Source organism: Faecalispora jeddahensis, from assembly GCF_000577335.1.
Lineage (GTDB): Bacteria > Bacillota > Clostridia > Oscillospirales > Acutalibacteraceae > Faecalispora > Faecalispora jeddahensis.
This window is the reverse complement of the sequence record NZ_CBYL010000012.1, coordinates 56,951-79,704: the sequence shown is the minus strand read 5'-3', so window position 1 is coordinate 79,704 and position 22,754 is coordinate 56,951. Positions and strand designations below refer to the sequence as shown.

The window sequence follows — 22,754 nt, the reverse complement described above, 5'->3', positions numbered from 1 at the left end:
GAGAAAGATTTTCTGCTTCTGATCAGCCGTGAAGATTATTTTTAAATGGGTCTTCATTTGTTCCTGATTTTGTGGTATTTTCATAGTAATCAATTGATATGGGCATCTTATGGAAAACAGGAAAAGGGTGAAGAAAATGGATGCGTGGAAGAACAGAAGCGAAGAAGAACGTTTTGCGGCGCAGGCTTTTTACCGCCCGGCGCAGCAGGAGACGATGGAGCAGCTGTGGAACAGTCAGCCGCAGCCGTTTTACCGCGAAGACCGGAAGAGTATCACAAAGGCCGGTGCATATCCGCAGGGATTTTACCGCACGGATTCGGTCAAAGATTTGCACTGATTTGGTTTGTTTTTTGCTGGACAGATGTCTTCAGATCAGCTATGATTATCCCAGAAGAAAGTGTGAACAGGGAGGGAGAACATGCTGCACGAAGAATTAAAGGAAGAAATCCTGCGCCAGCTGGCGGAGTACGGTGAGCGCGGAATCAATCTCGATCTGGCGGAGCAGATCACAAAAGCGGCCTGCGAAAAAGCAAAAGAGGTAGGGGTACCGATTTCCGCCGCCGTTGTGGATGCAGGCGGAAACCTGATTGTACACCTGCGGATGGACGGCGCGCTTTTGATCAGCGTCGACGCAGCTTTCAGCAAGGCGTATACCTCGGCTTCTCTGGAGTCTCCCACCGGGAGCCTGCATGAGCGAACTGTTCCCGAAGGGGAGCTGTACGGACTCCACACGATGTTTGGCGGCAGATACTGCGTATTCGGCGGCGGCCTGCCGTTGTTCCGGGCCGGAAGATTGGTCGGCGCAGTCGGAATCAGCGGCGGAACCGTGGAGGAAGATACCCTGATTGCCGAAGCAGCGGTGAGCGCCTGCCCGGAGTTCAGCTGGAGTAAAAAATAGAGATTGATGGATTTAAAAAAGGCGCTTTTCAGATGTTCCCATGAAATAAAATGAAATAGGTACATCCAAAACTTAAAAAACAAGGTATTGTTCCGGCTGAACAGTACCTTGTTTTTTTGCGGTATGGGTCAGACGTAATTATTCCATTCCCCGCCATGCGCTTTTGGGGATGGCAAATCAACAATGTTTTGCTGAAAAGCCTTTGGGGACAGGGGGGGATCTCAAAGCTGTAAAAAATGCTCAATGATGACAAAATACGACAATTGTGCTATACTAAAAAAGATTATAACAGCTTGAACCTACATGGATATTGATAAACAGGCCTATGAAAAACATATAATCGTTCATGAGCAAAAGTCTTATGAATGGGGAATAAAGGAGTTTTTTTATGCAGGACGAAAGAAACCAGGCGCCAAACAGTGAAACAGAACCGAAGGACCCATATAAATTTGTTTTTATTGATCCAAAGCTGATCCGCAGCGCTGCGGAAACAGTAAAACAGCAGCAGGAGGATTTGCAGGAGCTGATTGAAAGAGCGGAGGACGACGATCTGGAGGCAAAGCATCAGCTTGCACTCTGCTACTACCGTGGAACGGGCGGCGCAAAACAGGATTACGAAAAAGCCTTTTATTGGTTTCAGCAGGCGGCGGAGCAGGGTGATGTTTCTGCGCAGTACAATTTAGGCGCGTGCTATGAAAACGGGATCGGCGTGGAGCAGGATTACGAAAAGGCGGTTTCCCTGTACCGTGAAGCGGCGGATCAGGACTTTCCTTCCGCACAATGCGCTTTGGGCCTATGCTATGAAATCGGGCAGGGCGTTGAAATGGATAAAGATAAGGCGATGGAGCTGTATCTGTTGTCCGCAGAGCAGGACTACGCCCCGGCACAGTGCAATCTGGGATTTTTCTATTATCACGGGATTGCGGTGGAAGAGGACGACGCCCAGGCTGTCGCCTGGTTCACCAAGTCGGCGGAGCAGGAATATCCCCGTGCACAGTTTTTACTGGGTGAATGCTTCGAATACGGATACGGTGTGGAAAAAGACACTGACAGAGCAGTCGAGCTGTACCGCCAGTCGGCGGAGCTGGATTTTGCACCCGCACAAACACGCCTGGGCCTGATCTATCTTTACGCGCTCGGCGTAGAGCGGGATGCGGAACAGGCCGTCACCTGGTTCAACAAAGCGGCGGAGCAGGAATATCCGCAGGCATGGTGCGTTTTGGGTGAGTGCTATGAAAACGGATGGGGTACGGAGCAGGATCAGGAAAAGGCCCGGGAATTGTATCTTCTCTCTGCGGAACAGGGCTATGCACCCGCGCAGTGCAATCTGGGCTACTTATACTATACCGGCACCGGAGTGAAAGAAGACAATGAAGAGGCCGCCCGCTGGTTTTCCAAGGCCGCCGAAAAAAAGCACCCGCGCGCGCAGTGCCTGCTCGGCCTGTGCTATGAAAATGGGTATGGCGTAGAAGAGGATAAGGCCAAAGCGGCAGAACTGTACCGCCTTTCAGGGGAACAGGGCTATGCGCCCGCACAGTGCAATCTAGGCTATTTCTATTATACCGGCGTCGGGGTGGAAGAAAACAACGAAGAAGCCGTAAACTGGTTTTCCAAGGCAGCCGAGCAGGGATATCCGCGTGCGCGGCATCTGCTGGGCATTTGCTATGAAAACGGTTATGGTGTGGAGCGGGATCCGGCCCGCGCGGCAGAGCTGTATCAGGCGGCGGCCGAGCAGGAGTATCCCGACGCGCGGTGCGCGCTGGGCGTGCTGTATGAATACGGGATGGGCGTGGAACAGGATAAGGAAAAAGCGGTAGAGCTGTACCGCGCATCGGCGGAACAGGGGTATGCGCCCGCGCAGTGCAATCTGGGGTATTGCTATTACAGCGCGATCGGCGTGGAAGAAGACAACGAAGAGGCTGTGCGCTGGTTTTCCAAAGCGGCGGAGCAGAATTTTCCGCGTGCACAGTGCCTGCTGGGCGAATGCTACGAAAACGGCTATGGTGTGGAAACGGATAAGGCAAAGGCGATGGAGCTGTACCGCCTGGCGGCGGAGCAGGGCCACACGCCTGCGCAGTGCAATTTGGGTTTCTTCTACTATATTGGGATTGGAATAGACGAAAACAACGAAGAAGCCGTTTGCTGGTTCACCAAAGCGGCGGATAAAAACTATCCGCGCGCGCAGAATCTGTTGGGCGAATGCTATGAGAACGGGTACGGCGTGGAGCGGGACCTGATGCGTGCGAGGGAGTTTTATCACAAAGCCGCAGAGCAGGGCTATGCCCCGGCACAGTGCAATCTGGGTAATTTCTATTATTATGGCGTTAAGGTAGAGGTTGATCACGAGGAGGCCGTTCGCTGGTTTACCAAAGCGGCTGATCAGGGGCATCCCCGCGCACAGCGGATGCTGGGCATGTGCCACGCGCAGGGCTACGGCGTAGAGGAAAATCAGGCACGCGCAGTCGAGCTTTACCGGCTTGCCGCCGCCAAAAAGGATTCCGATGCGCAGTGCGATCTGGGCCTGTGCTATGAATGCGGCGAAGGTGTGGAAGAGGACAAGGAAAAGGCAATGGAGCTGTACCGCCTTTCCGCGGAACAGGGGAATGCCCGCGCACAGTGCAATCTGGGCTTTTTCTACTACCATGGCATCGCCGTGGAGGAGAACAACGAGCAGGCCGTCTATTGGTATTCCAAAGCGGCGGAGCAGGGCTATACCCGGGCGCAGCATCTGCTGGGCGTGTGCTATGAGCACGGCTGGGGCGTGGAACGCAACCCGGAGCGGGCGGTGGAGCTTTACCAGCTCGCTGTGAAAAAGAATCACCCGGTGGCGCAGTGCGATCTTGGTTGGTGCTATGAGTTCGGCGTCGGCGTAGAGAAGGACGAGGCGAAAGCGGTCGAGCTGTACCGTCTTTCGGCGGAGCAGGGCTATCCCCGCGCACAGTCAAATCTGGGGGATTGCTATTATTTCGGCACCGGGATAGAGGAGGATAAGGACCAGGCGTTTTACTGGTTCTCCAAATCCGCCGAACAGGAGCATCCCCGCGCTCAATTTTGGATGGGTCGGTGCTATGAACGCGGCCACGGCACGGAAAAGAACATAGAGAAAGCGATTCATTGGTATCAGCTGGCCGCGGAGCAAGAGGACGGAATTGCCCTGAATATTCTTGGAAACCGGTATAAAGACGGCAACGGAGTAAAGCAGGATTACGAGAAAGCCTTTGAGCTGTATGAGCGGGCAGTCGCAGCAGGGAACAGCGCCGGGCTGGTGAATCTTGGCCGGGCATATCGCTATGGCGAGGGTGTAGAAAAGGATTTGGAAAAAGCGGTTTCGCTGTTCCGGCAGGCCGTGGAAAAGGGACGCGACGTCGCCTATGGCAATCTGGCGGACTGCTACGAAACCGGCCAGGGCGTAAAGCAGGATTTTGCCGAGGCAATGCGGCTGTACCTGCTGGGAGCGGAGCACGGGGACGAAAGCGCGATGTTCAGCATCGGGAACCTGTATGAAAACGGCATGGGCGTACCGAAGGACTTTGCGCAGGCGGCGGAATGGTATCGCAAGGCGGCGGAAGAGGGCGACGCGCAATCCTGCTATCGTCTCGGAGTTTTCTATGAAAAGGGAACCGGTGTAAAGCAGGATACCGACAAAGCGACTGAGCTGTACCGGCAGGCGGCAGAGCTTGGATATGAAAACGCCAAAACAGCCCTGAAGCGGCTGGAAAGCAAAGCAAAGCGCTGGGGCGGTTTGCTCTCGCTGTTCAAGCGCTGAGAAATAAAGAAAAAATGAAAATGGCTGGGAAGAGGTTCTTCGGAACTCCTCCCAGCCATTTGTTTTTTATGTTCTATACTTTCCTCGCTTCTCTTCGGCTCCAGCCGCGGCTGTTTTCCCGCACCGTCACAAAATCTTTGTAAATACCGCCGGTGCTCATCAGCTCGTCGTGCGTTCCCTCCTGGGCGATCTGCCCGTTCGCAATCACCAGTATTTTATCGGCGCCCCGGATGGTGTTCAGCCGGTGAGCGATCACCAGCAGGGTTTTTCCCTTGCACAGCTCACTGATCGCCTGCTGAATATAGCTTTCATTATCCGCGTCCACACTGGCGGTGGCTTCGTCCAGAATGACGATGGGGGCGTCCTTCAAAATGCAGCGCGCAATCGAGATCCTCTGGCGTTCGCCGCCGGAAAGCGTTTCTCCGCCCTCGCCGACCACGGTTTGGAAGCCGTCGGGCAGTGCCATGATAAAATCGTAGCACCTTGCCTTTTTCGCGGCCTCGATCACCTCGGCCTCGCTGGCGCCCGGCCGCCCCATGCTGATATTGTTGTAGATGGTATCCTGGAACAGATACACCCGCTGGAACACCATGCTGATGTGATCCATCAAATCGCTGAGTTTTACCTCGCGCACCTCCTTGCCGCGGATCAGCACCTGTCCGGATTTGACATCCCAGAAGCGGGTCAGAAGGCTCGCAATCGTGGATTTTCCGCCGCCGGAGGGGCCTACCAGCGCCAGCATGCTGTTCCGTTTGAGATCAAAGGAAACATCGTGCAGCACTTCCTTGTCTCCGTATGCAAAGCTGACGTTTTTAAACTGCACTTCGGGAACGTCGCTGCTTTCGGGGATGGTATCCTTCCCGTTGTCGGGCAGCTCCGATTCGGCAAATACCGTCTCAATGCGGTCCATGCAGCTGTTCATGACCGTCAGCCGCGCGCTCTGGCTGTACAGCGCCTTGAGGGGGCCGAACAGATCAAACACGAAGAGCATGATGCCCACGAGGAAGGTCACGTCCAGCAGCGCATGGGAGTTGAGGTACATAGAGATAGCGATAACCACAACTGCGCCGAAGCCGTACAGAATATTCAGCCAGCGCTGCCACGGCGAGTGGTTTTCTTCAAATTGAATACTGACCCGGCAGCTCTCGCGGAAGTTGTCGGAAAGCTCCTTGGATTTTTCCCCCAGCAGGTTATAGGTCTTGATGATCCCGATCCCCTCGGTAAAATCGAGGACGGACTCCGTCAGGTTCTCGCTCTGCTCCTGACGGGCGGAGGAATCCTCAAGGCTTTCTTTTTTCATCCCTTTCGCCACCAGCAGCAGAAGAAGGACAACGACGATGGACGCAAGGCCCAGCCACACATTGAACAGCATCATAAATGCCAGCATGATGCCCTGCGCAAAGATATAGCTCATCATATCCGCCAGTACCGTCATGCAGTTTTCTTCGATGAATACCATGTCGGTAGACAGCACCGAGCTGATTTTGCCGATGTTGCCCTCCGTAAAGTAGCCCATGGGCATTTTGCGCAGATGCGCGCCCAGCTCCATGCGCTTATCGGCGAACATCATAAATCCCGCCGCGGACTGCAGGCGGTCTGCGATATGCTGGAACAGGATCTGCAGCAGCAGGCAGGCGGCCATGGCGATTCCGATCCACAGGCACATGTCCGCGCTGGCCGTGCCGTTGTAAAACGCGGCGAGGGCAAAGAACGACAGACCGATCGGCGCCTTAGACAGCAGAGCCTTTAAAAACGAGAAGACGAAAGCCAGCTGAATTCTTCCCTTATATTTTCCGGAAACCGCAAGGATGCGTTTCATTAAAGCGATCATGTGTTATCCTCTCCTTTCGCGGTGCTGACTCTCCATTGTGCGCTGCCTTCGGCGGCCTGCCAGAGCTTTTGGTATTCGGGGCAGCCTTCGAGCAGCTGTGCGTGGGTACCGGCAGCCGCAAGATTGCCGTTATTCAGCACGCAGATCTGATCCGCATTTATAATGGAATGCAGGCGGTGCGCAATGACGATAACGGTTTTTCCGTGGATGACCTCGGCGATCGCTTCGTTCATCTTCTCCTCGTTTTCCGGGTCCATAAATGCTGTCGCTTCATCCAGAACGACGATGGGCGCGTTCTTCAAAATGGCACGTGCCAGCGAGATGCGCTGTCTTTCTCCGCCGGAAAGCTGCTTTCCGCCGTCGCCAGCCATGGTATGAATGCCCTTTTCAAGCCGGGCCAGGAATTCCCCGCACTGCGCTTTTTCCGCAGCCGCCAGCACTTCCTCGTCGGTTGCGTCCAGCTTGCCCAGGCGGATGTTTTCCAGCAGGCTGATGTTGAACAGGAACTGCTCCTGCGCCACATAAGAGATTTCGTTGTTCAGCGCTTCAAGGCTCATGCTTCGGATATCCTGCCCGCCGATTTTGACGGAACCGCCGCTCACATCGTAGAAGTGGACGAGAAGCTTCGCGAGGGTCGATTTGCCGCTGCCGGATTCACCCACCAGCGCGGTCAGGCTGCCCTCGGGTACCTCAAGCGATACGCCGTGGAGCACCTCTGCGTCCTTGTAGGCGAAATGAACGCCTTCGAACCGCACCGAATGATCCTTGCCCTGAAACGGTTCTGCGGACTGCTGCAGCGGCGGAGCGCTCAGCATCTGTTCCAGCGTTTCGATCTTGTAGTTGATCTGCGGCAGGGTGGACATAAAGCTCAGCGCCCGAAGCAGCGGCGCGCCGATCCCGAGAGACATGCACAAAATCAGCGCCAGATCGGGGAGTGTCGAATACCCCTGAATGACCAGATAAGAGCCGATGGGAAGGGCAAACAGCGCCACGCAGGGCAAAATGCTGCTGTAAAGCGCCATCCACGGCCAGCACGCCTTATACCAGGCCAAAGTGAAATCCCGGTAGCTTTTTACGTCGCCCTCAAACCGGTGATAGGACTCACCGTCCCGGTTGAACACCTTGACGACCTCCATGCCGTTTATGTATTCAACAATCGTATTGTTCATCTTCTGCGCCGCCGCGTAATAGTTGCCCATATCCTTCATGCCGATCCGGTACATGACCATCATGGCAATCACCCCAAGCGGCAGAGAGCACAGGGAAAGCAGCGCCAGCTTCCAGTCAACGAGCAGCATCCCGATAAATACCAGCACCGGGATGGTCAGATTGGCGATTCCCTCGGGGAGAGCGTGGGCCAAAAGCAGCTCGATCGTTTCAATGTCGTCGATAAACATCTTTTTGATCGCTCCAACGCCCTTTTCCTGAATGGCCCCCAACGGCTGCTTTTCCAGCTTGCCCTGCAGAGAGATGCGCAGATTTTTCAGCGTATTGTAGGCCGAGCGGTGAGAGAGGGAAAGCCCCCACACGTAGAACACGGCGTACAGAAGCGCGCAGACCGCGATGGCGGCGATGCGCCAGATCACATACTCTGCCATCATTGGTTCGCGCATCAGCAGCGGCCTGATGATCTGATACACAAACAAAAACGGCAGTACATTCATGACGATACCGACGAGCAGAACAACAATGGCCGCATACGTTGTTTTGCGGTATTCGCCGGTATATTCCAGTACTTTCTTAAACAAATGACATCCTCCTTTATCTTTATAGTTAGTTGAAGCTAACTAGCGTGCAAAAGAATTCCTCCCGGCGGTGGGGAGGTTGTTTGTCGGAAGGAACGCAACGTCTGCTGTATCATTCCTCCCGACAGTGGGAAGGCTCTGCGGATAAAGGGAACCCCAGTACCCGCTGCCAGTTGAACAGACTGCAAATCAGCTCGCAGTGCGCTTCGATCTGTTCCAATGTAAAGCCGTGAATAAAGGGCTCGTAGATGGTCGTCCAGAATGCGGAAAGCAGGATATGCGTTTCCTCTATGGAGATATCCGCGCGTGTCAGTCCACGCTTTTTTGCTTCCAAAAAGTATTCGTAGCTTTTCCCGGTCATGGTCTCTACCCAGTCGTGCTGGAAATTGGTATACTTCGTTCCCTCCGCGCACTGCAGCAGCAGGACAAAATCGTCATGGCGCTCGTAAAGAAAGCGGAACCACCACAGCATGGATTCATTCATTTCCCACGCCGTCACCAGCGCTTTGTCAGACAGGTCCTCTACGGCTATGGCGCATTTTTCTTCTATGACGCCGTTCAGATCTGCCACGGTGTTTTCTACAACGGTGCAGAATAAGTCCTCTTTTCCTTTGTATCGCTTATACAAAGCGCCTGTCGTGATCCCGGCGCTTTCGCAGATGGCCTTTAAAGAGGCCTTTTCAAACCCGTGAAGAAGAAATTCTTTTTTGGCGCTTTCCAGAATGCGCGGATCGATGGAATGGTCAGGTTTTGCCACGTGATGACACCTCTGAATGAAGATGATAGTAAAACTGATAACCGGATTATCGATAACTTGATTATCAGTGTAGCAAGACAGCCGCAATTTGTCAAGTATGCTATTTCAATTCCTTCTGGTAAAAAGCAAAACAGGCCGGAGCGGTTCCAGAAAGGCCCTTTTGGGGACACGTTTCTCATATCTTGATTTTACATGATTTTAGTCTGAATTTCGTTACCGGGAGTCAGGGGAGAAATGCTATGATAGAGTAACGGAAAACTGTATCCGAAAGGCTGGCCCAAATTGACCCGCGGCCCGCTTTTCAGGGGAGCAAAATACCCTGTGGAAGTGATCAATTCAAGGAGGAGACGTTCTCATGGAAGAAAAGAAGAAACACGAAGCTGCGTCCCCGCAGAAATTGGCGGAATTACAGCACTTGGATCTGGAAAGCTTCTATAAACAGCCGGATGAAGAGGTAAAAAAGGAGCAGGCGGAGGATTGCCCCGAATGCTACTACCCTCGGGCCGAAGAAGAAGAGAAGAAAAAACAGGCACAAGAGTGCGCGCAGTGTTTTTATCAGCCGGAAAAACCGGAAGCAGGCGGCAACAATAGCTGAAAAAGGGAAATGGCTGCATCTCTGGTTTGGGGCAGCCTTTTCTTATTTTTTATATCCTATTTATCATACGAAGGGGGAATGTGCGTGAAGCTGGAGGAACTCAGAACCCCGGGCGGCGATCATCTGACGCGTATCGTTCAGGAGATTGTTCCCGGAAAACAGATCACCATGGCGCACATTATCTGCAGCCCCGATCCGGTCATTTATCAAAAGCTCGGTTTGGACCCAAGGGTGGATTACGAACATGCGGCGGTGGGAATCGTTACCATGACTCCCAGTGAAACCGCGATTATTGCGGCGGACATCTGCATGAAAAAATCCGCGATCGAAATCGGCTTTATTGACCGCTTCAGCGGGACGCTGATCATTACCGGCAGAATGGCCGACGTATCGGTGGCTTTGGAGTCGGTGCTGGAATATACGGAAAGTGTCATGGGATTTACCGTGTGCAATCTGACAAAGGCATAGGTGTTAACATTGAAAAGAATTATTCTGATCGGCAGGGCGGAATGCGGGAAAACCACGCTGACGCAGGCGCTGCGCGGTCACAAGCTGCAGTACCATAAAACGCAGGCGGTCAACCGTCACGACGTTGTAATTGATACCCCCGGGGAATACGCGGAAAACAGGGAGCTTGCCCGGGCGCTCATCTTATATTCCTACGAGGCGGATGTTATCGCTCTGATGCTCAGCTCCACAGAGGATTACTCTCTGTTCAGCCCCAATATTGCGGCGGGGGCCACCCGTCCGGTGATCGGGATCGTCACGCAGATCGACCGGAAAAACGCGCGCCCCGACCGTGCGGAGTCCTGGCTGCATCTGGCCGGGTGCAAAACCGTGTTCCGGGTCAGCGCCTTTACCGGCGAAGGGATCGAAGAGGTTCTGGAATATCTGGATGCGGGGCACGCGGATTGCTGCAATGTCTGAATTTTACCGGTGCATATTTTAATTTCACCGGAGAAATAAATGAAAGGGGGAGGAATCCGTTGGTGAAAAATACTAAGGTTTTGCTTCTGACAGGGGATTTTACGGAGGATTATGAGATCATGGTTCCGTTTCAGACCCTGCTTACCTTCGGTGTGGCTGCCGATGCGGTCACGCCGGGGAAACGGGCGGGGGATTCCATTAAAACGGCCGTGCACGATTTTGAGGGCGACCAGAGCTATACGGAAAAGCCGGGCCACCGCTTTCTGCTCAATGCAAGCTTTGATTCCTGCAGTGCCGCGGACTATGACGGATTGTATCTTACCGGCGGCCGATGCCCGGAATATCTGCGCCTGAACCCGAAGGTGCTGGCGCTTGTGCAGGAATTTCTGCGTCAGGGGAAACCGGTGGCAGCCATCTGCCACGGAATTCAGATTCTCACCGCAGCCGGGGTTGTGCGTGGGCGCAGACTGACGGCGTACCCCGCCATTCAGCCGGAGATCGAAGCGGCCGGAGGAACTTATCTTGCGGTGGAATCCGACCAGGTTACTTGTGACGGCAATCTGATCACCGCGCCTGCCTGGCCGGCCCATCCGGCGATACTGCGCGCGTTTTTAAAGGCTATGGGCGTTTCGGGATTCCTGTGCTGAAGCGGCGAAAATATAGATAAAACCAGAGAAATAGTCGAATATGGGAACTGCTTGGCCACCCTGGCACAGCGGTTCCTTTCTTTGTAAATATAAACAAAAAAACTAAATTTGTTCTGGATTTTTCCGTTTTTTAGTTTGTATTTTACAGATTTATGTCTGGATTGTGTTAGTGAGAAGATAGGGGTATCCGTTATAATGAGAGCGACACAAAACACAGCATCAATATGCACGTCATGCGTGATTCCATGAATTTATAAGGAGGTTGTAAAATGCTAGCGAAAGGTTTTTCACAGCCCACACAAAGGGTAGAGAAGCTGAAAAGAATGATTCTGGACGCGACTCCCTATGTCGAGTCGGAGAGAGCGGTTTTAGTGACCGAGTCTTTCAAAGAGACAGAAGGTCTTCCGGTCATTCTCAGGAGAGCGAAGGCGGTCGAGAAGATTTTCAATCAACTGCCGATCACCATTCGGGATGATGAGCTGGTTGTCGGTGCGATCACAAAAAATCCTCGTTCCACCGAAATTTGCCCCGAATTCTCTTATGATTGGGTGGAGAAGGAATTTGAAACAATGGGAAGCAGAATTGCCGACCCGTTCCAGATTCCGAAAGAAACTGCGGCAGAGCTGCATGAAGCGTTCCAGTACTGGGAGGGCAAAACCACCAGCGCGCTGGCAGACTCTTATATGTCGCAGGAGGCCAAAGACGCGATTGCGGCTGGCGTCTTTACGGTAGGCAACTATTTCTACGGCGGAGTCGGACACGTTTGTGTCGACTACGGCAAGGTCATGCGGATCGGCTTCCGCGGCATCATTACAGAAGTAGTGGAAGCGATGGAGAAGATCGATCGGACGGACCCCGAGTATGTACGTAAGGAGCAGTTTTATAAGTCTGTGATTATTTCGTACAACGCGGCGATCCGTTTCGCACACCGTTATGCGGAAAAGGCCAGAGAACTTGCGGCCACCGAGCAGAACCCCACCAGAAAAGCAGAGCTTCTGCAGATCGCAAAGAACTGCGAGCGCGTGCCGGAGTACGGCGCAACCAATTTCTATGAGGCCTGCCAGGCGTTCTGGTTCGTGCAGATGATGCTGCAGATCGAATCCAGCGGCCACTCGATTTCTCCCGGTCGTTTTGACCAGTACATGTATCCCTTCTACGCGGCAGATAAAGACATAACCCCCGAATTCGCACAGGAGCTGATCGACTGCATCTGGATCAAGCTCAATGATGTCAATAAAACACGTGACGAGATTTCCGCTCAGGCATTCGCCGGTTACGCGGTGTTCCAGAACCTCGGCGTCGGCGGTCAGAACGAAGAGGGTCTTGACGCCACCAACGACATCTCTTATATGGCTATGGAAGCCTGCGCACACGTTCGTCTGCCTGCTCCTTCGTTTTCCATCCGCGTATGGCAGGGCACCCCGGACGAATTCCTGTACAGAGCCTGCGAGCTGGCCCGTCTCGGCATGGGCGTTCCCGCCATGTACAACGACGAAGTTATCATCCCCGCCTTGGTCAATCGCGGCGTTACCCTGCGCGACGCCAGAAATTACTGCATCATCGGCTGCGTAGAGCCCCAGTGCCCGCACAAGACCGAAGGCTGGCATGATGCCGCGTTCTTTAATGTAGCGAAGGTGCTCGAGATCACTCTCAACAACGGGAAAGCCCGCGGCAAGCAGCTTGGCCCGGTTACCGGCGAGATGACCAGCTGGAAGAGCATGGACGATTTCTTTGCCGCGTTCAAAAAGCAGATGTCTTATTTCGTCCATTATCTGGCCGAGGCCGACAACTGCGTCGACATCGCGCACCGCGAGAGAGCCCCGCTGCCGTTCCTTTCCGCTCTGGTAGAGGACTGCATCGGCCGCGGAAAATCCCTGCAGGAGGGCGGCGCGATTTACAACTTCACAGGCCCGCAGGCGTTCGGCGTAGCAGATACGGGCGACTCCGTGTATGCCATTCAGAAGCATGTGTTCGAGGATAAGGACGTTACCATGGATCAGCTCAAGGAGGCGCTCGACGCCAACTTCGGCTACCCGGTCAGCGCATCTCCCGCCGTTCCCGCAGGCGATGCCAGCCAGGAGACGGAACTGAAGGTGTACGAGGCGGTCAAGAAGATTCTCGGCAACGCCAGCTCCATCAATCTGGCGGATATTCAGAAGAAGATTTCCGCAATGGACTTCTCTGAGAGCGCCGGCGATCCCGGTAAGTACGATCATCTGCGCCGCCTGCTGGACAGCACGCCCAGTTTCGGCAACGACGACGATGATGTTGATATGATCGCCCGCAAGTGCGCGCAGATCTACTGCTTCGAGGTAGAGAAGTACCGCAATCCGCGCGGCGGCCAGTTCCAGGCCGGTGTATACCCGGTATCGGCCAACGTGCTGTTCGGTAAAGATGTTGCGGCGCTGCCCGATGGGCGTCTGGCAAAGCATCCGCTGGCCGACGGTGTATCTCCCCGCTCCGGCAAGGACTGCAAGGGCCCGACGGCTGCTTCCAATTCCGTTGCCAAGCTCGATCACTTTGTTGCCTCCAACGGAACCCTGTACAATCAGAAGTTCCTGCCCTCCGCTGTTGCGGGCGATAACGGCCTGAAGAACTTTGCTTCCGTGGTCAGAAGCTACTTTGACCATAAGGGAATGCACGTTCAGTTCAACGTTATCGATAAGGAAACGCTCCTGGCTGCGCAGAAGAACCCGGAAAATTACAGGGATCTGGTGGTTCGCGTTGCAGGCTACAGTGCTCAGTTTGTTGTTTTGGCCAAAGAGGTGCAGGACGACATCATCAACCGCACGGCGCATACTTTCTAATCGGCAGGCAGTCGGGTTTATTTGAGAAAGCGCTGCGCGGGAAAGCATCACACAGATGCCAATGAAACCAAGGGAGTTGTGAGAATGCCTTCACCAATCGATTACAGTGCCACCGGTACCGTGTTTAATATGCAGCGATACTCCATCCATGACGGACCGGGGATTCGTACGATCGTGTTTTTAAAAGGCTGCCCGCTGTCCTGCCTGTGGTGCTGCAATCCCGAGTCGCAGAACCCGAAGCCGGAAGTCATGTACCAGGCTTCTCTGTGTATCCACTGCGGAAAATGTATCAAGGCCTGTAAGTTCGGGGCGATCGATCCTCAGAACACAGGGCTTGTGAACCACACAAAATGCGTTGCCTGCGGGGAGTGCGTGAATGTGTGCCCGGCCGGCGCGCTGACCATGAAGGGCCAGCGCCTGACCGTGGAGCAGGTGATACAGGAGTTAAAGCGCGATGAGATCAATTATCGCAGGTCTGGCGGCGGAATTACACTGTCCGGCGGGGAACCCCTGCTGCAAAGCGGTTTTGCAGTTGAACTGCTGAAGGCCTGTCACGCAAAAGGGTGGCATACAGCCATTGAAACTACTGCATATGCCTCTGCCGAAGCCATTGAAAAGGTGTTCCCGTTCATCGATTTGGCCCTTCTGGACATTAAATCTTTGAACAACGAGATACACCGAAAAGTAACCGGAGTTTCCAACGAAATCATTTTGAAGAATGCAAGGCGTATTTCAGAGATGACACAGACGGTGGTGCGGGTGCCGACCATTCCGGGGGTGAATGCCAGTCCCGAAGGGATCAGCGCGATCTGTGAATTTGTACTGACCCTGCACCAGGTAAAAACAGTCCATTTGCTGCCCTACCATACGTATGGGGAAAACAAATATGATCTTTTGGGCAGGGAGTATTTCATGGATTCGAATGTGTCGTTGTCTGCGGAAGAAGCGGAGCAGCTGAAAAAGATTGTGGAAGGCTACGGTTTGAACTGTGTCATCGGCGGATAGCAAATTTAAGAGAAACGGAGGATAGACAATGGATCAGCAATTAATTGAGAAAGTGATCAATCAGGTCGCTGAGGAGCTGAAGCAGAAGCCGGAGGAATCCGCGCCTGCCTGCTGCGGGTCTTTGGGGGTGACGGAGTTTGTCGGAACCGCTATCGGCGATACGATTGGTCTTGTGATTGCAAGCGTAGACCCGCTGCTGGTTGAAAGACTGCATCTGGGCAAATACCGTTCCATCGGAATCATCGGCGGAAGAGTGGGCGCGGGCCCACAGATCATGGCGGTCGATGATGCCGTAAAGGCAACCAATACGGAGGTTATCTCCATTGAGCTCCCAAGGGACACCAAAGGCGGAGCGGGCCACGGCAGTTTGATTTACATCGGCGCTGACGATGTCTCGGATGCCAGAAGAGCGGTGGAAATTGCTCTGGCCAGCCTCGATAAGTACTTTGGCGATGTCTATGGGAATGAAGCCGGGCATCTGGAATTCCAGTACACGGCAAGAGCCAGCTACTGCCTGGAAAAGGCATTTGGCACCCCGCTTGGCAGAGCGTTCGGCATGGTATGCGCCGGGCCCGCGGCAATCGCCACGGTTTTGGCCGATGTTGCCGTAAAGGCTGCCAATGTTGAGGTAGTCAGCTACAGCTCTCCCTCTCAGGGAACCAGCTATTCAAACGAGGTTATCCTTACCTTTACCGGTGATTCCGGCGCCGTGCGTCAGGCAGTTCGTTCGGCGATCGAGGTAGGTAAAAAGCTGCTGGGCGCTTTGGGCAGCGAAGCAAAATCCACAACGCAGCCATATATTTAAATATAAGCGCCGGTACACAGCCGGATGATAACAAAGGAGGATCCATATGAATTCTGATGCATTGGGCATGATTGAGACCAAAGGACTGGTAGGAGCGATTGAAGCAGCTGATGCCATGGTGAAGGCCGCGAACGTTTCTCTGGTCGGGTACGAAAAAATCGGTTCCGGACTGGTAACCGTGATGGTACGCGGCGATGTCGGTGCGGTAAAGGCCGCCACAGACGCCGGTGCGGCCGCCGCCAGACAGGTCGGCGAGGTTGTTTCCATCCACGTGATTCCGCGTCCGCATTCCGATACGGAAAAGATTATTCCCACGATGGCTTCCAAATAACAGTTAACCAATTCCCGAGGCAAGTGCGGGCGAAAAACATCTCATATCGATTTTCTGTTTTTCGTCCGCATGAATTGCCGGGTGAAACGGCACCCGGAACATTTCGTTCGCTGAAAGGGGTTGTAACCTTTGCTGGATTATAAGCTGCTTGAGCAGATGGTGCTCAAGGTAATCAGGCAGCTGGAAGAAGAACGACTTCTTCAGCTTCCGCGGCAAAAAGCCTGTTATCTGATGCTGCCGGAGTTCTGGCAGGACGATTATTTCAAACGGCTGGGCAGCCTTTCGGTTCCCTGCGATTTGCAGGTGATCTGCGTATTGCCCAAAGCCAGATACAACGATTACTACATACAAAAGCTCAAAGAGCTCTTTTCCGGCGGTCTGGTTCTGGAGCAGGAACAGGCTTGGGAAGAGCGGCGGGAAGAGTTCCTCACGGTTTTTCCATTCCCCAACAAGGCTCTGATCGCCAAAACTGCATTGTGCCTGGAAGATTCCTTCGAATCGCGATGGATCGGCAGGTGCTTTTCTGAAGGCCAGAAGGTAATCATGCTGCAAAACGGCATGGAGCCGTTCAGCGGCAAAGAACCCAAAGCATACCGAATCAAAATAGAACAGTATGTCCGAACCTTAGCGGATTTTGGAATAGAGCTTTCCGATCAGCTTCCCGCGCCGCAGCAGTGCCGGGAACCGGCAGTAAAGCCGAAGGCGGAAAGAAGCACGAATAAAAGAATCATTACCGAAGCAGACCTGAAGTCCGACCTGACGGAGGGAAGGCTGGTTCTGCATCAGGGCGATATTATTACCATGCTGGCGAAAGAAAAAGCCGCAGAAATGGGAATTCAGATCGTCAGGGTGTAACCGAAAAAGAACAGGAAACGAGGTGGCCAAATGAACGACGCATTGGGTCTGGTAGAAATCAAAGGACTGGCCGGGGCAATCGCCGTGGCGGACGCAATGGTGAAGACCGCGAATGTGGGGTTGATCGGCATCGAAAAAGCAAAGGGCTTTGGCTGGATTACCATTAAGGTTTCCGGCGATGTGGGCGCAGTTACCGCGTCGGTGCAGACCGGCCGGGCCGTAGCGGAGCAAAACGGTCAGCTGGTGTCCTTCAAAGTCATTCCGCGCCCGGCGCCGAGCATCGGTGAGATGTTCTGCAAAGCCTCCGGGCTGGGGCAGGCACCGCCTCCGGAGGACCCTGGGCCGAGTGATCCGCCTCCTACAGAGGATTTGCCGCTGCAGGATTCGCAGAGCGAGCCGTTACCAGAACCGCAGCAATCGGATTCAGAAGAGAATGCCGAATCGGCAGAAGAGCCCGTGACGATGCAGCCGGAAGAGACGACGATTTCGCTCGAGGAAGCCGTGCCGGAGAAAGCAGAGCCGCAGCCGGAAAAATCCGAACAAGAAGAATCCGCCGTGCCGCCGGCAGAACTGCCTTCTGAGAAAGAGACTGAGCCGCCCGAGGAAAGCCAAGAGCCGGCACACGAAAGCTCTTTCACCATAGAGTACCGGCAGACCGATTCTGAAAATGCGGTGAAGGATGAGGTTCCGGTCGAAGCCCAGCCGCCGGCAAGTGATACAGATAGCCCTGTATCGCAAAAGAAAACCGAAACCCCTGTCAAAAAAGGCAGGCCGGCAAAATCGCCGGGGCGTCCCGCAAAAAACAAGAAAAAACCGGCGGATGCCGATTTTCAGCAGCCAGGGGAGGAGAGTAGATGAACGCAGAGCAAGTGGGAGTCCTTGTGGGCCAGGTTTGTCAGGATTACCTGAAAAATAACAGCCGCACACTGAAAAGCGGTGTTTTTTGCTCCGTGGATGACGCGGTCGCGGTAGCGGCCAGCGCATACCGGCAGTATTCTCTGCTTACCTTAAATCAGCGTCAGCAGGTGATCGATGCCGTAAAAGCGGATTTGCTTACAAAAGTGGATGATCTGGCACGCATGACGGTTGAAGAAACCGGTATGGGAATTGCCGAGGACAAGAAAAAGAAGCTTCTTCTCGTCCTTCAGAAAACACCGGGCACGGAAGACCTGATTACTGAGGTAAAAACCGGCGACCATGGAATGACGCTGTATGAGCTTTCCTCTTACGGTGTTGTGTGTGCGGTGCAGCCCTGCACCAATCCCTGCGAAACGCTGATCTGCAATACGATCGGTCTTCTCGCAGCCGGCAATGCGGTGATTCATGTGCCGCATCCCAGAGCACTGGAGGTTTCTCAGTTTGTGACAGAGCTGATCAGCAAGGCCATCAGCCGTACCTGCGGAATCGACAATCTGGTTTCCACCCTCAGTGAAACCTCTATGGCGGTGACGCGCGAGCTGATGACACACCCCGATATTTCTCTGGTGATTGCCACCGGCGGAATGGGAATGCTTCGGCAGGCCATGTCCTGCGGGAAAAAGGTGATCGGGGCCGGCCCCGCCAATCCGGTGGCCATTATCGATGAAACGGCAGACCTGCAAAAGGCTGCCCGCGACATCGTGTTCAGCACTTCTTTTGACAACAATCTGACGTGTATTACCGAAAAGAGCATTGTCATTGTCGACTCGGTCGCGGATGAATTTCTCCGCGAGCTGAAGAAAAATCATGTACATTGTGTCAGCGATCAGCAGGAGATGCTCCAGCTTACGCTGGCGACAGTAACGCCGGAAATGGTTCCAAACAAGGCCCTGGAGGGAAAAAGCGCGCCGGAGATTCTTTCTGCAGCCGGTATGGACTGCGATGATTCGGTACAACTGATCGTCGTGGATACGGTTCGCCAGCATCCGTTTGTGACGGAAGAGATGCTCATGCCCTTGGTTCCGCTGGTGCGTGCGAAGGACTTCGAGCAGGCCGTGGAATTCGCCTGCGAGATCGAGCAGGGACTGCGCCACACGGCAACCATCCATTCGCGGATGATCGAACGGCTCAATTACGCCGCGCAAAAGCTGCAGACAGCAGTGTTCGTCAAAAACAGCTCCGCGCTGGCGGGCATCGGGTTTGACGGGGAAGGCGATACGAGCTTCACGATTGCCACCGCCACCGGGGAGGGAACCACAACCGCCCGGCACTTCTGCAGAAGAAGAAGATGTACCTTGGCCAACGCATTTTCCATTCGCTGAAAGAAAAGGAGGACACCTTGCACACCATATTTTTAAAAACGAAAATTTACAGCGGAATCGGCTCCTTGCAGGTGCTTTCCGCTTACCGGAACCAAAAAATCTTTTTGGTTTGCGATGAATTCCTGTTGGGCAGCGGCGGAGTAAGGCAGCTGCTGGAGGCCGTCGATAATTCCTGCGAAGTACGAATTTTCCATAAGGTTGTTCCGGATCCGCCGATGGACACGGTGGCAAAGGCCCTGGTCGAGTTCCAGCGCTTCGCGCCCCAGGTGATGATCGCCCTGGGCGGCGGTTCTGCGATTGACACTGCAAAAGGCGTTTTGTATTTTTCAAAGCAGATGCCCGGCGGCTCGGACGTAAGACTGATCGCCGTGCCCACTACCAGCGGCACCGGGTCGGAGGTGACCTCCGTCAGCGTACTGACCGATGAGGAATCCCATGCCAAGCATATGATCGTGGACGACAGTATTCTTCCGGATGAGGCGATTCTGGACGCACGTCTCGTTTTATCTGTGCCGCCGCGCATCACGGCCAATACCGGCGTGGACGTTCTGACGCACGCTCTGGAGGCTTATGTAGGGCTCCGCGCCGATCCGTTCAGCGACGCGATGGCGGAAAAAGCGGTGGAATTTGTCTATTCCTCGCTTCTGACCTGTTACAGCAACGGAAGCGATCTGGAGGCGAGAACCCGAATGCACGAGGCATCTACCTTTGCGGGAATCGCCTTCAACAAAGCCGGGCTGGGCCTCTCCCACGCTCTGGCGCATTCGCTCGGCGGTGTGTTTCACAGTTACATTCCGCACGGTCTGGCCAATGCGCTGGTATTGAAGGAGGTGATTCTGTTTAACGGCAAAGACCCGGCTGTTTGCGCCCGGTATGCTGACCTTGCGCGGCGCACAGGTATTTCGGTGGGAACAAAGAGCGATCAGGATGCGGTCTGGGATTTGATCCGCTATGTTGAAGATTTAAAATTCCAGATGAAAATGCCCGGCACGATCAGAGATTGCGGAATCTCCCGAAAGGAATATGACCATTCTCTGGCAACGCTCACCCTGAACACACTAAAGGATTGGAGCCTTTCGTTAAATCCAACAAAAGCTGCGGCGGAAGACGTGGTGAAAATATTAAATTCGATTTATTAGTCTTTCCTTTGCAGACAAGAATCCATTATAATAGGGATAAATGCTTTATTGTAATCATTCTTGAACAAGGAAAGGGATGTTAAGTATGGAAAAATTATTTGAATCTGATCTTCATTCCGGCTTCCATGCGATTTCTGAAGAAGATGGCTCCATCAACAATTTCAGCATCGCGCGTCTCTTTGGCATCAAGGTTCTGGAGAATATCCAGGATAAAATAGCGAAGGCAACCGGCCTTGCCTTTGTAACAGTTGATTACCGGGGCGAACCGATTACCGAAATGACTTCTTTTACTCCCTTCTGTCAACAGGTTCGCAAAGATGAAAACGCCAAGCGAATCTGTATGTCGTCCGACGCGTTTGGTGCGATTCAGGCAGCGGTGACCCAAAAAACCTACGTTTATTTTTGTCCGTGCGGGCTGATCGAAATTGCGATTCCGATCATCGTCCGGGGACATTATCTCGGGGGCTTTATCGGCGGACAGATCCGCTGTGGGGATGCCCCGACGGATATTTGCCGGCTGGAAAATGTTCTGCACCATGACCGCAATCACAGAGAAGACCCGGAAATGAACCAGCTGTTTGAGTCGATTGCCGTCTATCCCTATGAAAAGTTCTTTCATATTGCCAATCTGGTTTCTTTGATCGTCAACCAGCTTGCAGAAAAGGAATTGTCCCGCCTGGTTCAGAAGGAAAATCTGGGTAAAGAGCTGGAAGTGCTCAATGAACAGAAAAAAGAGATGGAGGCCGAGCTGGCCGCACTGAAAACACAGATGAATCCCTATTTTCTGTTCAAGAGTCTGAACGCGATCTCCAATCTTTCCGTGGTGGAGGACGCTCCCCGTACCAACCGTGCGATCAATTTGTTTGCAGAGTTCATGAAGTTTAATTTTTCTGAAACAAGGGATAACGTTTTCGTATCGGATGAAATTGAGAATCTGGAGCGCTACCTGAAAATCCAGAAAGAGCGGATGGGCGACCAACTGCAATATGTGCTCGATATTTCAGACGAACTGAATATGCAGAAGATTCCGAGCAGGATTTTGCTCCCGTTTGTAGAGAGAGCCGTTTTCTACGGAATTGGGCAAAAGAAAGAGCACGGCACGCTGCGGATCGCCGCACAGTATCAGGGGGATGACGTCGTATTCCAGATGGAAGACGACGGCCCGGGCTTCAGCGACAAGAAGATCGCCCAGCTGTTTAAGCAATATAAGGGCTCTTATGAAGGCGGCGCAATCGAGGCCAGTATCGCGTTTTCCCGGCAAAGGCTGGTCAATTCCTTTGGTGCCGGATATGATGCTGTAATCAAAAGCGTGGATGGCGTTGGAACCACCAGTACCGTACGCTACCCAAAAAACTTTGATGAAAAGGCTAATTGATCATGTATAAGATATTGATTGCAGATGACGAACAGCTAATGCGGGACGCTTTGCAGATCATGATCGAAAAAGTGCCCGGATTTGAGGTCGCGTTTTCCGTCAGCAATGGGGAAGATGCGGTGGAGCTGTGCCGAAAGGAAAAGCCGGATATTGTGTTTATGGACATCATGATGCCCGGAATGTCCGGAATTGAGGCGAGCAAACGAATCTATGCCAACAATCCCGAAATCACGATCTACATATTGTCTTCGTACAATCATTTTGATTTTGCCATTGAAGCGCTGCGCGCCAAGGTAAAGGAATACATTTCAAAGCCTGTTTCCTGCGACATGATCCGGACATTGCTGGAAAAGCACAGCCGAAACAGCCAGCCGGAGCAGCTGTACTGGAATATGACCTTAAAGGTTCTAAAGGAAAAGGACTTTAAGCAGATGTATTACCAGGTTCCCGAAATCGTTCAGGAGCTGTACCGAAGCTGCGGTACAAACCGCGGGCAGATCAAAACGGCTGCGGAGCAGCTGGGACAAAACATTTTCAATCATCTGGGCCGTGTTTCTGCCCGGCCGGTTGATTGCGCGGAAATGTTCCCGCTCAGTGAGGCGTATCTCGCTTCTCCCGCCGGGATGGAGATTTGGCTGTTCCGCGTTCTGGACTACATTTTTCAGCAGACCAGCATCCGCAAATACGAGCTGCTGCAGAATGTATTCTCTTACATCAATGCGCACATTCAGGAGGAGATCGGCCTGACGCAGATCATCGAAAACTGTGCGGTCAGCCAGGGGTATCTTAGCCGCATCTTCAAGAACTGCCTGAATGTCAGTGTCATGGAATATCTGCATTTGAGAAAGCTGATGCTCGCAAAGGAATATTTCCAGTCTACGGACCTGAGCATCGCAGATGTTGCGTTCCGCCTGGGCTACAATGAAAGCGGCTATTTCAGCAAGGTTTTCAAAAAGTACGAGAACATAACCGTCTATCAATATAAAAAAGCCGTCGGAGCATCCTCCGAACGGTAGCGGTGCAAGGGACAG

General features: G+C 53.4%; 20 protein-coding genes. 17 read left to right on the top strand and 3 right to left on the bottom strand.

Annotated features, from left to right (window positions below; all coding sequences use genetic code 11):
• The first annotated feature begins 136 nt into the window (after positions 1-136).
• From TY09_RS06800 to TY09_RS06790, 3 genes are all read left to right on the top strand, one after another.
• Positions 137-337 (top strand): hypothetical protein, encoded by a 201-nt coding sequence (locus TY09_RS06800; protein WP_242841448.1) that lies wholly within the window; start codon positions 137-139, stop codon positions 335-337.
• 81 nt (positions 338-418) lie between these two features.
• Positions 419-898 (top strand): GlcG/HbpS family heme-binding protein, encoded by a 480-nt coding sequence (locus TY09_RS06795; RefSeq protein ID WP_009063508.1) that lies wholly within the window; start codon positions 419-421, stop codon positions 896-898.
• 388 nt (positions 899-1,286) lie between these two features.
• Positions 1,287-4,664, top strand: a complete 3,378-nt coding sequence (locus TY09_RS06790; protein ID WP_042432322.1) for an SEL1-like repeat protein — start codon at positions 1,287-1,289, stop codon at positions 4,662-4,664.
• Between the two features lie 73 nt (positions 4,665-4,737).
• Here the strand turns inward: TY09_RS06790 and TY09_RS06785 are convergent, their stop codons facing one another.
• The 3 genes from TY09_RS06785 to TY09_RS06775 all read right to left on the bottom strand — a co-directional run bounded on the left by TY09_RS06785 (position 4,738) and on the right by TY09_RS06775 (position 8,997).
• The gene (locus TY09_RS06785) at positions 4,738-6,495 is read right to left on the bottom strand and encodes an ABC transporter ATP-binding protein (protein WP_042432319.1); all 1,758 of its coding nucleotides are present in this window, start codon (positions 6,493-6,495) and stop codon (positions 4,738-4,740) included.
• Positions 6,492-8,243, bottom strand: coding sequence for an ABC transporter ATP-binding protein (locus tag TY09_RS06780; protein WP_042432312.1), 1,752 nt, complete (start codon positions 8,241-8,243; stop codon positions 6,492-6,494). The genes TY09_RS06785 and TY09_RS06780 overlap by 4 nt, the downstream gene beginning before the upstream one ends.
• 109 nt (positions 8,244-8,352) lie before the next feature.
• A complete protein-coding gene (locus tag TY09_RS06775) occupies positions 8,353-8,997 on the bottom strand; it encodes a TetR/AcrR family transcriptional regulator (RefSeq protein ID WP_042432309.1) in 645 nt (214 codons plus the stop codon).
• Between the two features lie 355 nt (positions 8,998-9,352).
• Between TY09_RS06775 and TY09_RS06770 the strand changes: the two genes are divergently transcribed.
• The 14 genes from TY09_RS06770 to TY09_RS06705 all read left to right on the top strand — a co-directional run bounded on the left by TY09_RS06770 (position 9,353) and on the right by TY09_RS06705 (position 22,739).
• On the top strand, positions 9,353-9,592 hold the full coding sequence (locus tag TY09_RS06770; RefSeq protein ID WP_042432306.1) for a hypothetical protein: 240 nt from the start codon (positions 9,353-9,355) through the stop codon (positions 9,590-9,592).
• Positions 9,593-9,676: 84 nt separating this feature from the next.
• Positions 9,677-10,060 carry a BMC domain-containing protein gene (locus tag TY09_RS06765; protein ID WP_042432303.1) on the top strand — a complete coding sequence of 128 codons (384 nt, stop codon included), beginning with the start codon at positions 9,677-9,679 and terminating at the stop codon, positions 10,058-10,060.
• 9 nt (positions 10,061-10,069) lie between these two features.
• Positions 10,070-10,519, top strand: a complete 450-nt coding sequence (locus tag TY09_RS06760; RefSeq protein ID WP_009063445.1) for a EutP/PduV family microcompartment system protein — start codon at positions 10,070-10,072, stop codon at positions 10,517-10,519.
• 62 nt (positions 10,520-10,581) lie between these two features.
• Positions 10,582-11,166 (top strand): DJ-1/PfpI family protein, encoded by a 585-nt coding sequence (locus TY09_RS06755; protein ID WP_074432614.1) that lies wholly within the window; start codon positions 10,582-10,584, stop codon positions 11,164-11,166.
• A gap of 269 nt (positions 11,167-11,435) precedes the next feature.
• A complete protein-coding gene (locus TY09_RS06750; protein WP_042432300.1) occupies positions 11,436-13,973 on the top strand; it encodes a glycyl radical protein in 2,538 nt (845 codons plus the stop codon).
• 84 nt (positions 13,974-14,057) lie between these two features.
• Positions 14,058-14,978: a glycyl-radical enzyme activating protein gene (locus TY09_RS06745; RefSeq protein ID WP_009064219.1), complete on the top strand. Its 921-nt coding sequence runs from the start codon at positions 14,058-14,060 to the stop codon at positions 14,976-14,978.
• A gap of 28 nt (positions 14,979-15,006) precedes the next feature.
• Positions 15,007-15,783, top strand: coding sequence for a propanediol utilization microcompartment protein PduB (gene pduB / locus TY09_RS06740; RefSeq protein ID WP_042432296.1), 777 nt, complete (start codon positions 15,007-15,009; stop codon positions 15,781-15,783).
• A gap of 46 nt (positions 15,784-15,829) precedes the next feature.
• Positions 15,830-16,114, top strand: a complete 285-nt coding sequence (pduA, locus tag TY09_RS06735) for a propanediol utilization microcompartment protein PduA (RefSeq protein ID WP_009063953.1) — start codon at positions 15,830-15,832, stop codon at positions 16,112-16,114.
• A gap of 129 nt (positions 16,115-16,243) precedes the next feature.
• Complete coding sequence (locus tag TY09_RS06730; RefSeq protein WP_042432292.1) at positions 16,244-16,969, top strand: hypothetical protein; 726 nt, start codon at positions 16,244-16,246, stop codon at positions 16,967-16,969.
• 30 nt (positions 16,970-16,999) lie between these two features.
• The gene (locus TY09_RS18920) at positions 17,000-17,827 is read left to right on the top strand and encodes a BMC domain-containing protein (protein ID WP_042432289.1); all 828 of its coding nucleotides are present in this window, start codon (positions 17,000-17,002) and stop codon (positions 17,825-17,827) included.
• Entirely contained in the window at positions 17,824-19,209 is a 1,386-nt protein-coding gene (locus TY09_RS06720; protein ID WP_042432287.1) for an aldehyde dehydrogenase, read from the top strand. Before TY09_RS18920 ends, TY09_RS06720 begins: the two co-directional genes overlap by 4 nt.
• A gap of 17 nt (positions 19,210-19,226) precedes the next feature.
• Positions 19,227-20,348, top strand: a complete 1,122-nt coding sequence (locus tag TY09_RS06715; protein ID WP_009063592.1) for a 1-propanol dehydrogenase PduQ — start codon at positions 19,227-19,229, stop codon at positions 20,346-20,348.
• 85 nt (positions 20,349-20,433) lie between these two features.
• On the top strand, positions 20,434-21,723 hold the full coding sequence (locus TY09_RS06710) for a sensor histidine kinase (protein ID WP_042432284.1): 1,290 nt from the start codon (positions 20,434-20,436) through the stop codon (positions 21,721-21,723).
• 2 nt (positions 21,724-21,725) lie between these two features.
• Positions 21,726-22,739 (top strand): response regulator, encoded by a 1,014-nt coding sequence (locus TY09_RS06705; protein WP_042432333.1) that lies wholly within the window; start codon positions 21,726-21,728, stop codon positions 22,737-22,739.
• The last annotated feature ends 15 nt before the right edge of the window (positions 22,740-22,754 follow it).

Excerpts from the sequence above, each read along its gene's own strand:
- TY09_RS06795 (WP_009063508.1), top strand. The coding sequence starts at position 419 with ATGCTGCACGAAGAATTAAAGGAAGAAATCCTGCGCCAGCTGGCGGAG.
- TY09_RS06720 (WP_042432287.1), top strand. The coding sequence starts at position 17,824 with ATGAACGCAGAGCAAGTGGGAGTCCTTGTGGGCCAGGTTTGTCAGGAT.
- pduA (WP_009063953.1), top strand. The coding sequence starts at position 15,830 with ATGAATTCTGATGCATTGGGCATGATTGAGACCAAAGGACTGGTAGGA.
- TY09_RS06705 (WP_042432333.1), top strand. The coding sequence starts at position 21,726 with ATGTATAAGATATTGATTGCAGATGACGAACAGCTAATGCGGGACGCT.
- TY09_RS06710 (WP_042432284.1), top strand. The coding sequence starts at position 20,434 with ATGGAAAAATTATTTGAATCTGATCTTCATTCCGGCTTCCATGCGATT.
- pduB (WP_042432296.1), top strand. The coding sequence starts at position 15,007 with ATGGATCAGCAATTAATTGAGAAAGTGATCAATCAGGTCGCTGAGGAG.
- TY09_RS06770 (WP_042432306.1), top strand. The coding sequence starts at position 9,353 with ATGGAAGAAAAGAAGAAACACGAAGCTGCGTCCCCGCAGAAATTGGCG.
- TY09_RS06800 (WP_242841448.1), top strand. The coding sequence starts at position 137 with ATGGATGCGTGGAAGAACAGAAGCGAAGAAGAACGTTTTGCGGCGCAG.
- TY09_RS06750 (WP_042432300.1), top strand. The coding sequence starts at position 11,436 with ATGCTAGCGAAAGGTTTTTCACAGCCCACACAAAGGGTAGAGAAGCTG.
- TY09_RS06745 (WP_009064219.1), top strand. The coding sequence starts at position 14,058 with ATGCCTTCACCAATCGATTACAGTGCCACCGGTACCGTGTTTAATATG.
- TY09_RS18920 (WP_042432289.1), top strand. The coding sequence starts at position 17,000 with ATGAACGACGCATTGGGTCTGGTAGAAATCAAAGGACTGGCCGGGGCA.
- TY09_RS06785 (WP_042432319.1), bottom strand. The coding sequence starts at position 6,495 with ATGATCGCTTTAATGAAACGCATCCTTGCGGTTTCCGGAAAATATAAG.
- TY09_RS06790 (WP_042432322.1), top strand. The coding sequence starts at position 1,287 with ATGCAGGACGAAAGAAACCAGGCGCCAAACAGTGAAACAGAACCGAAG.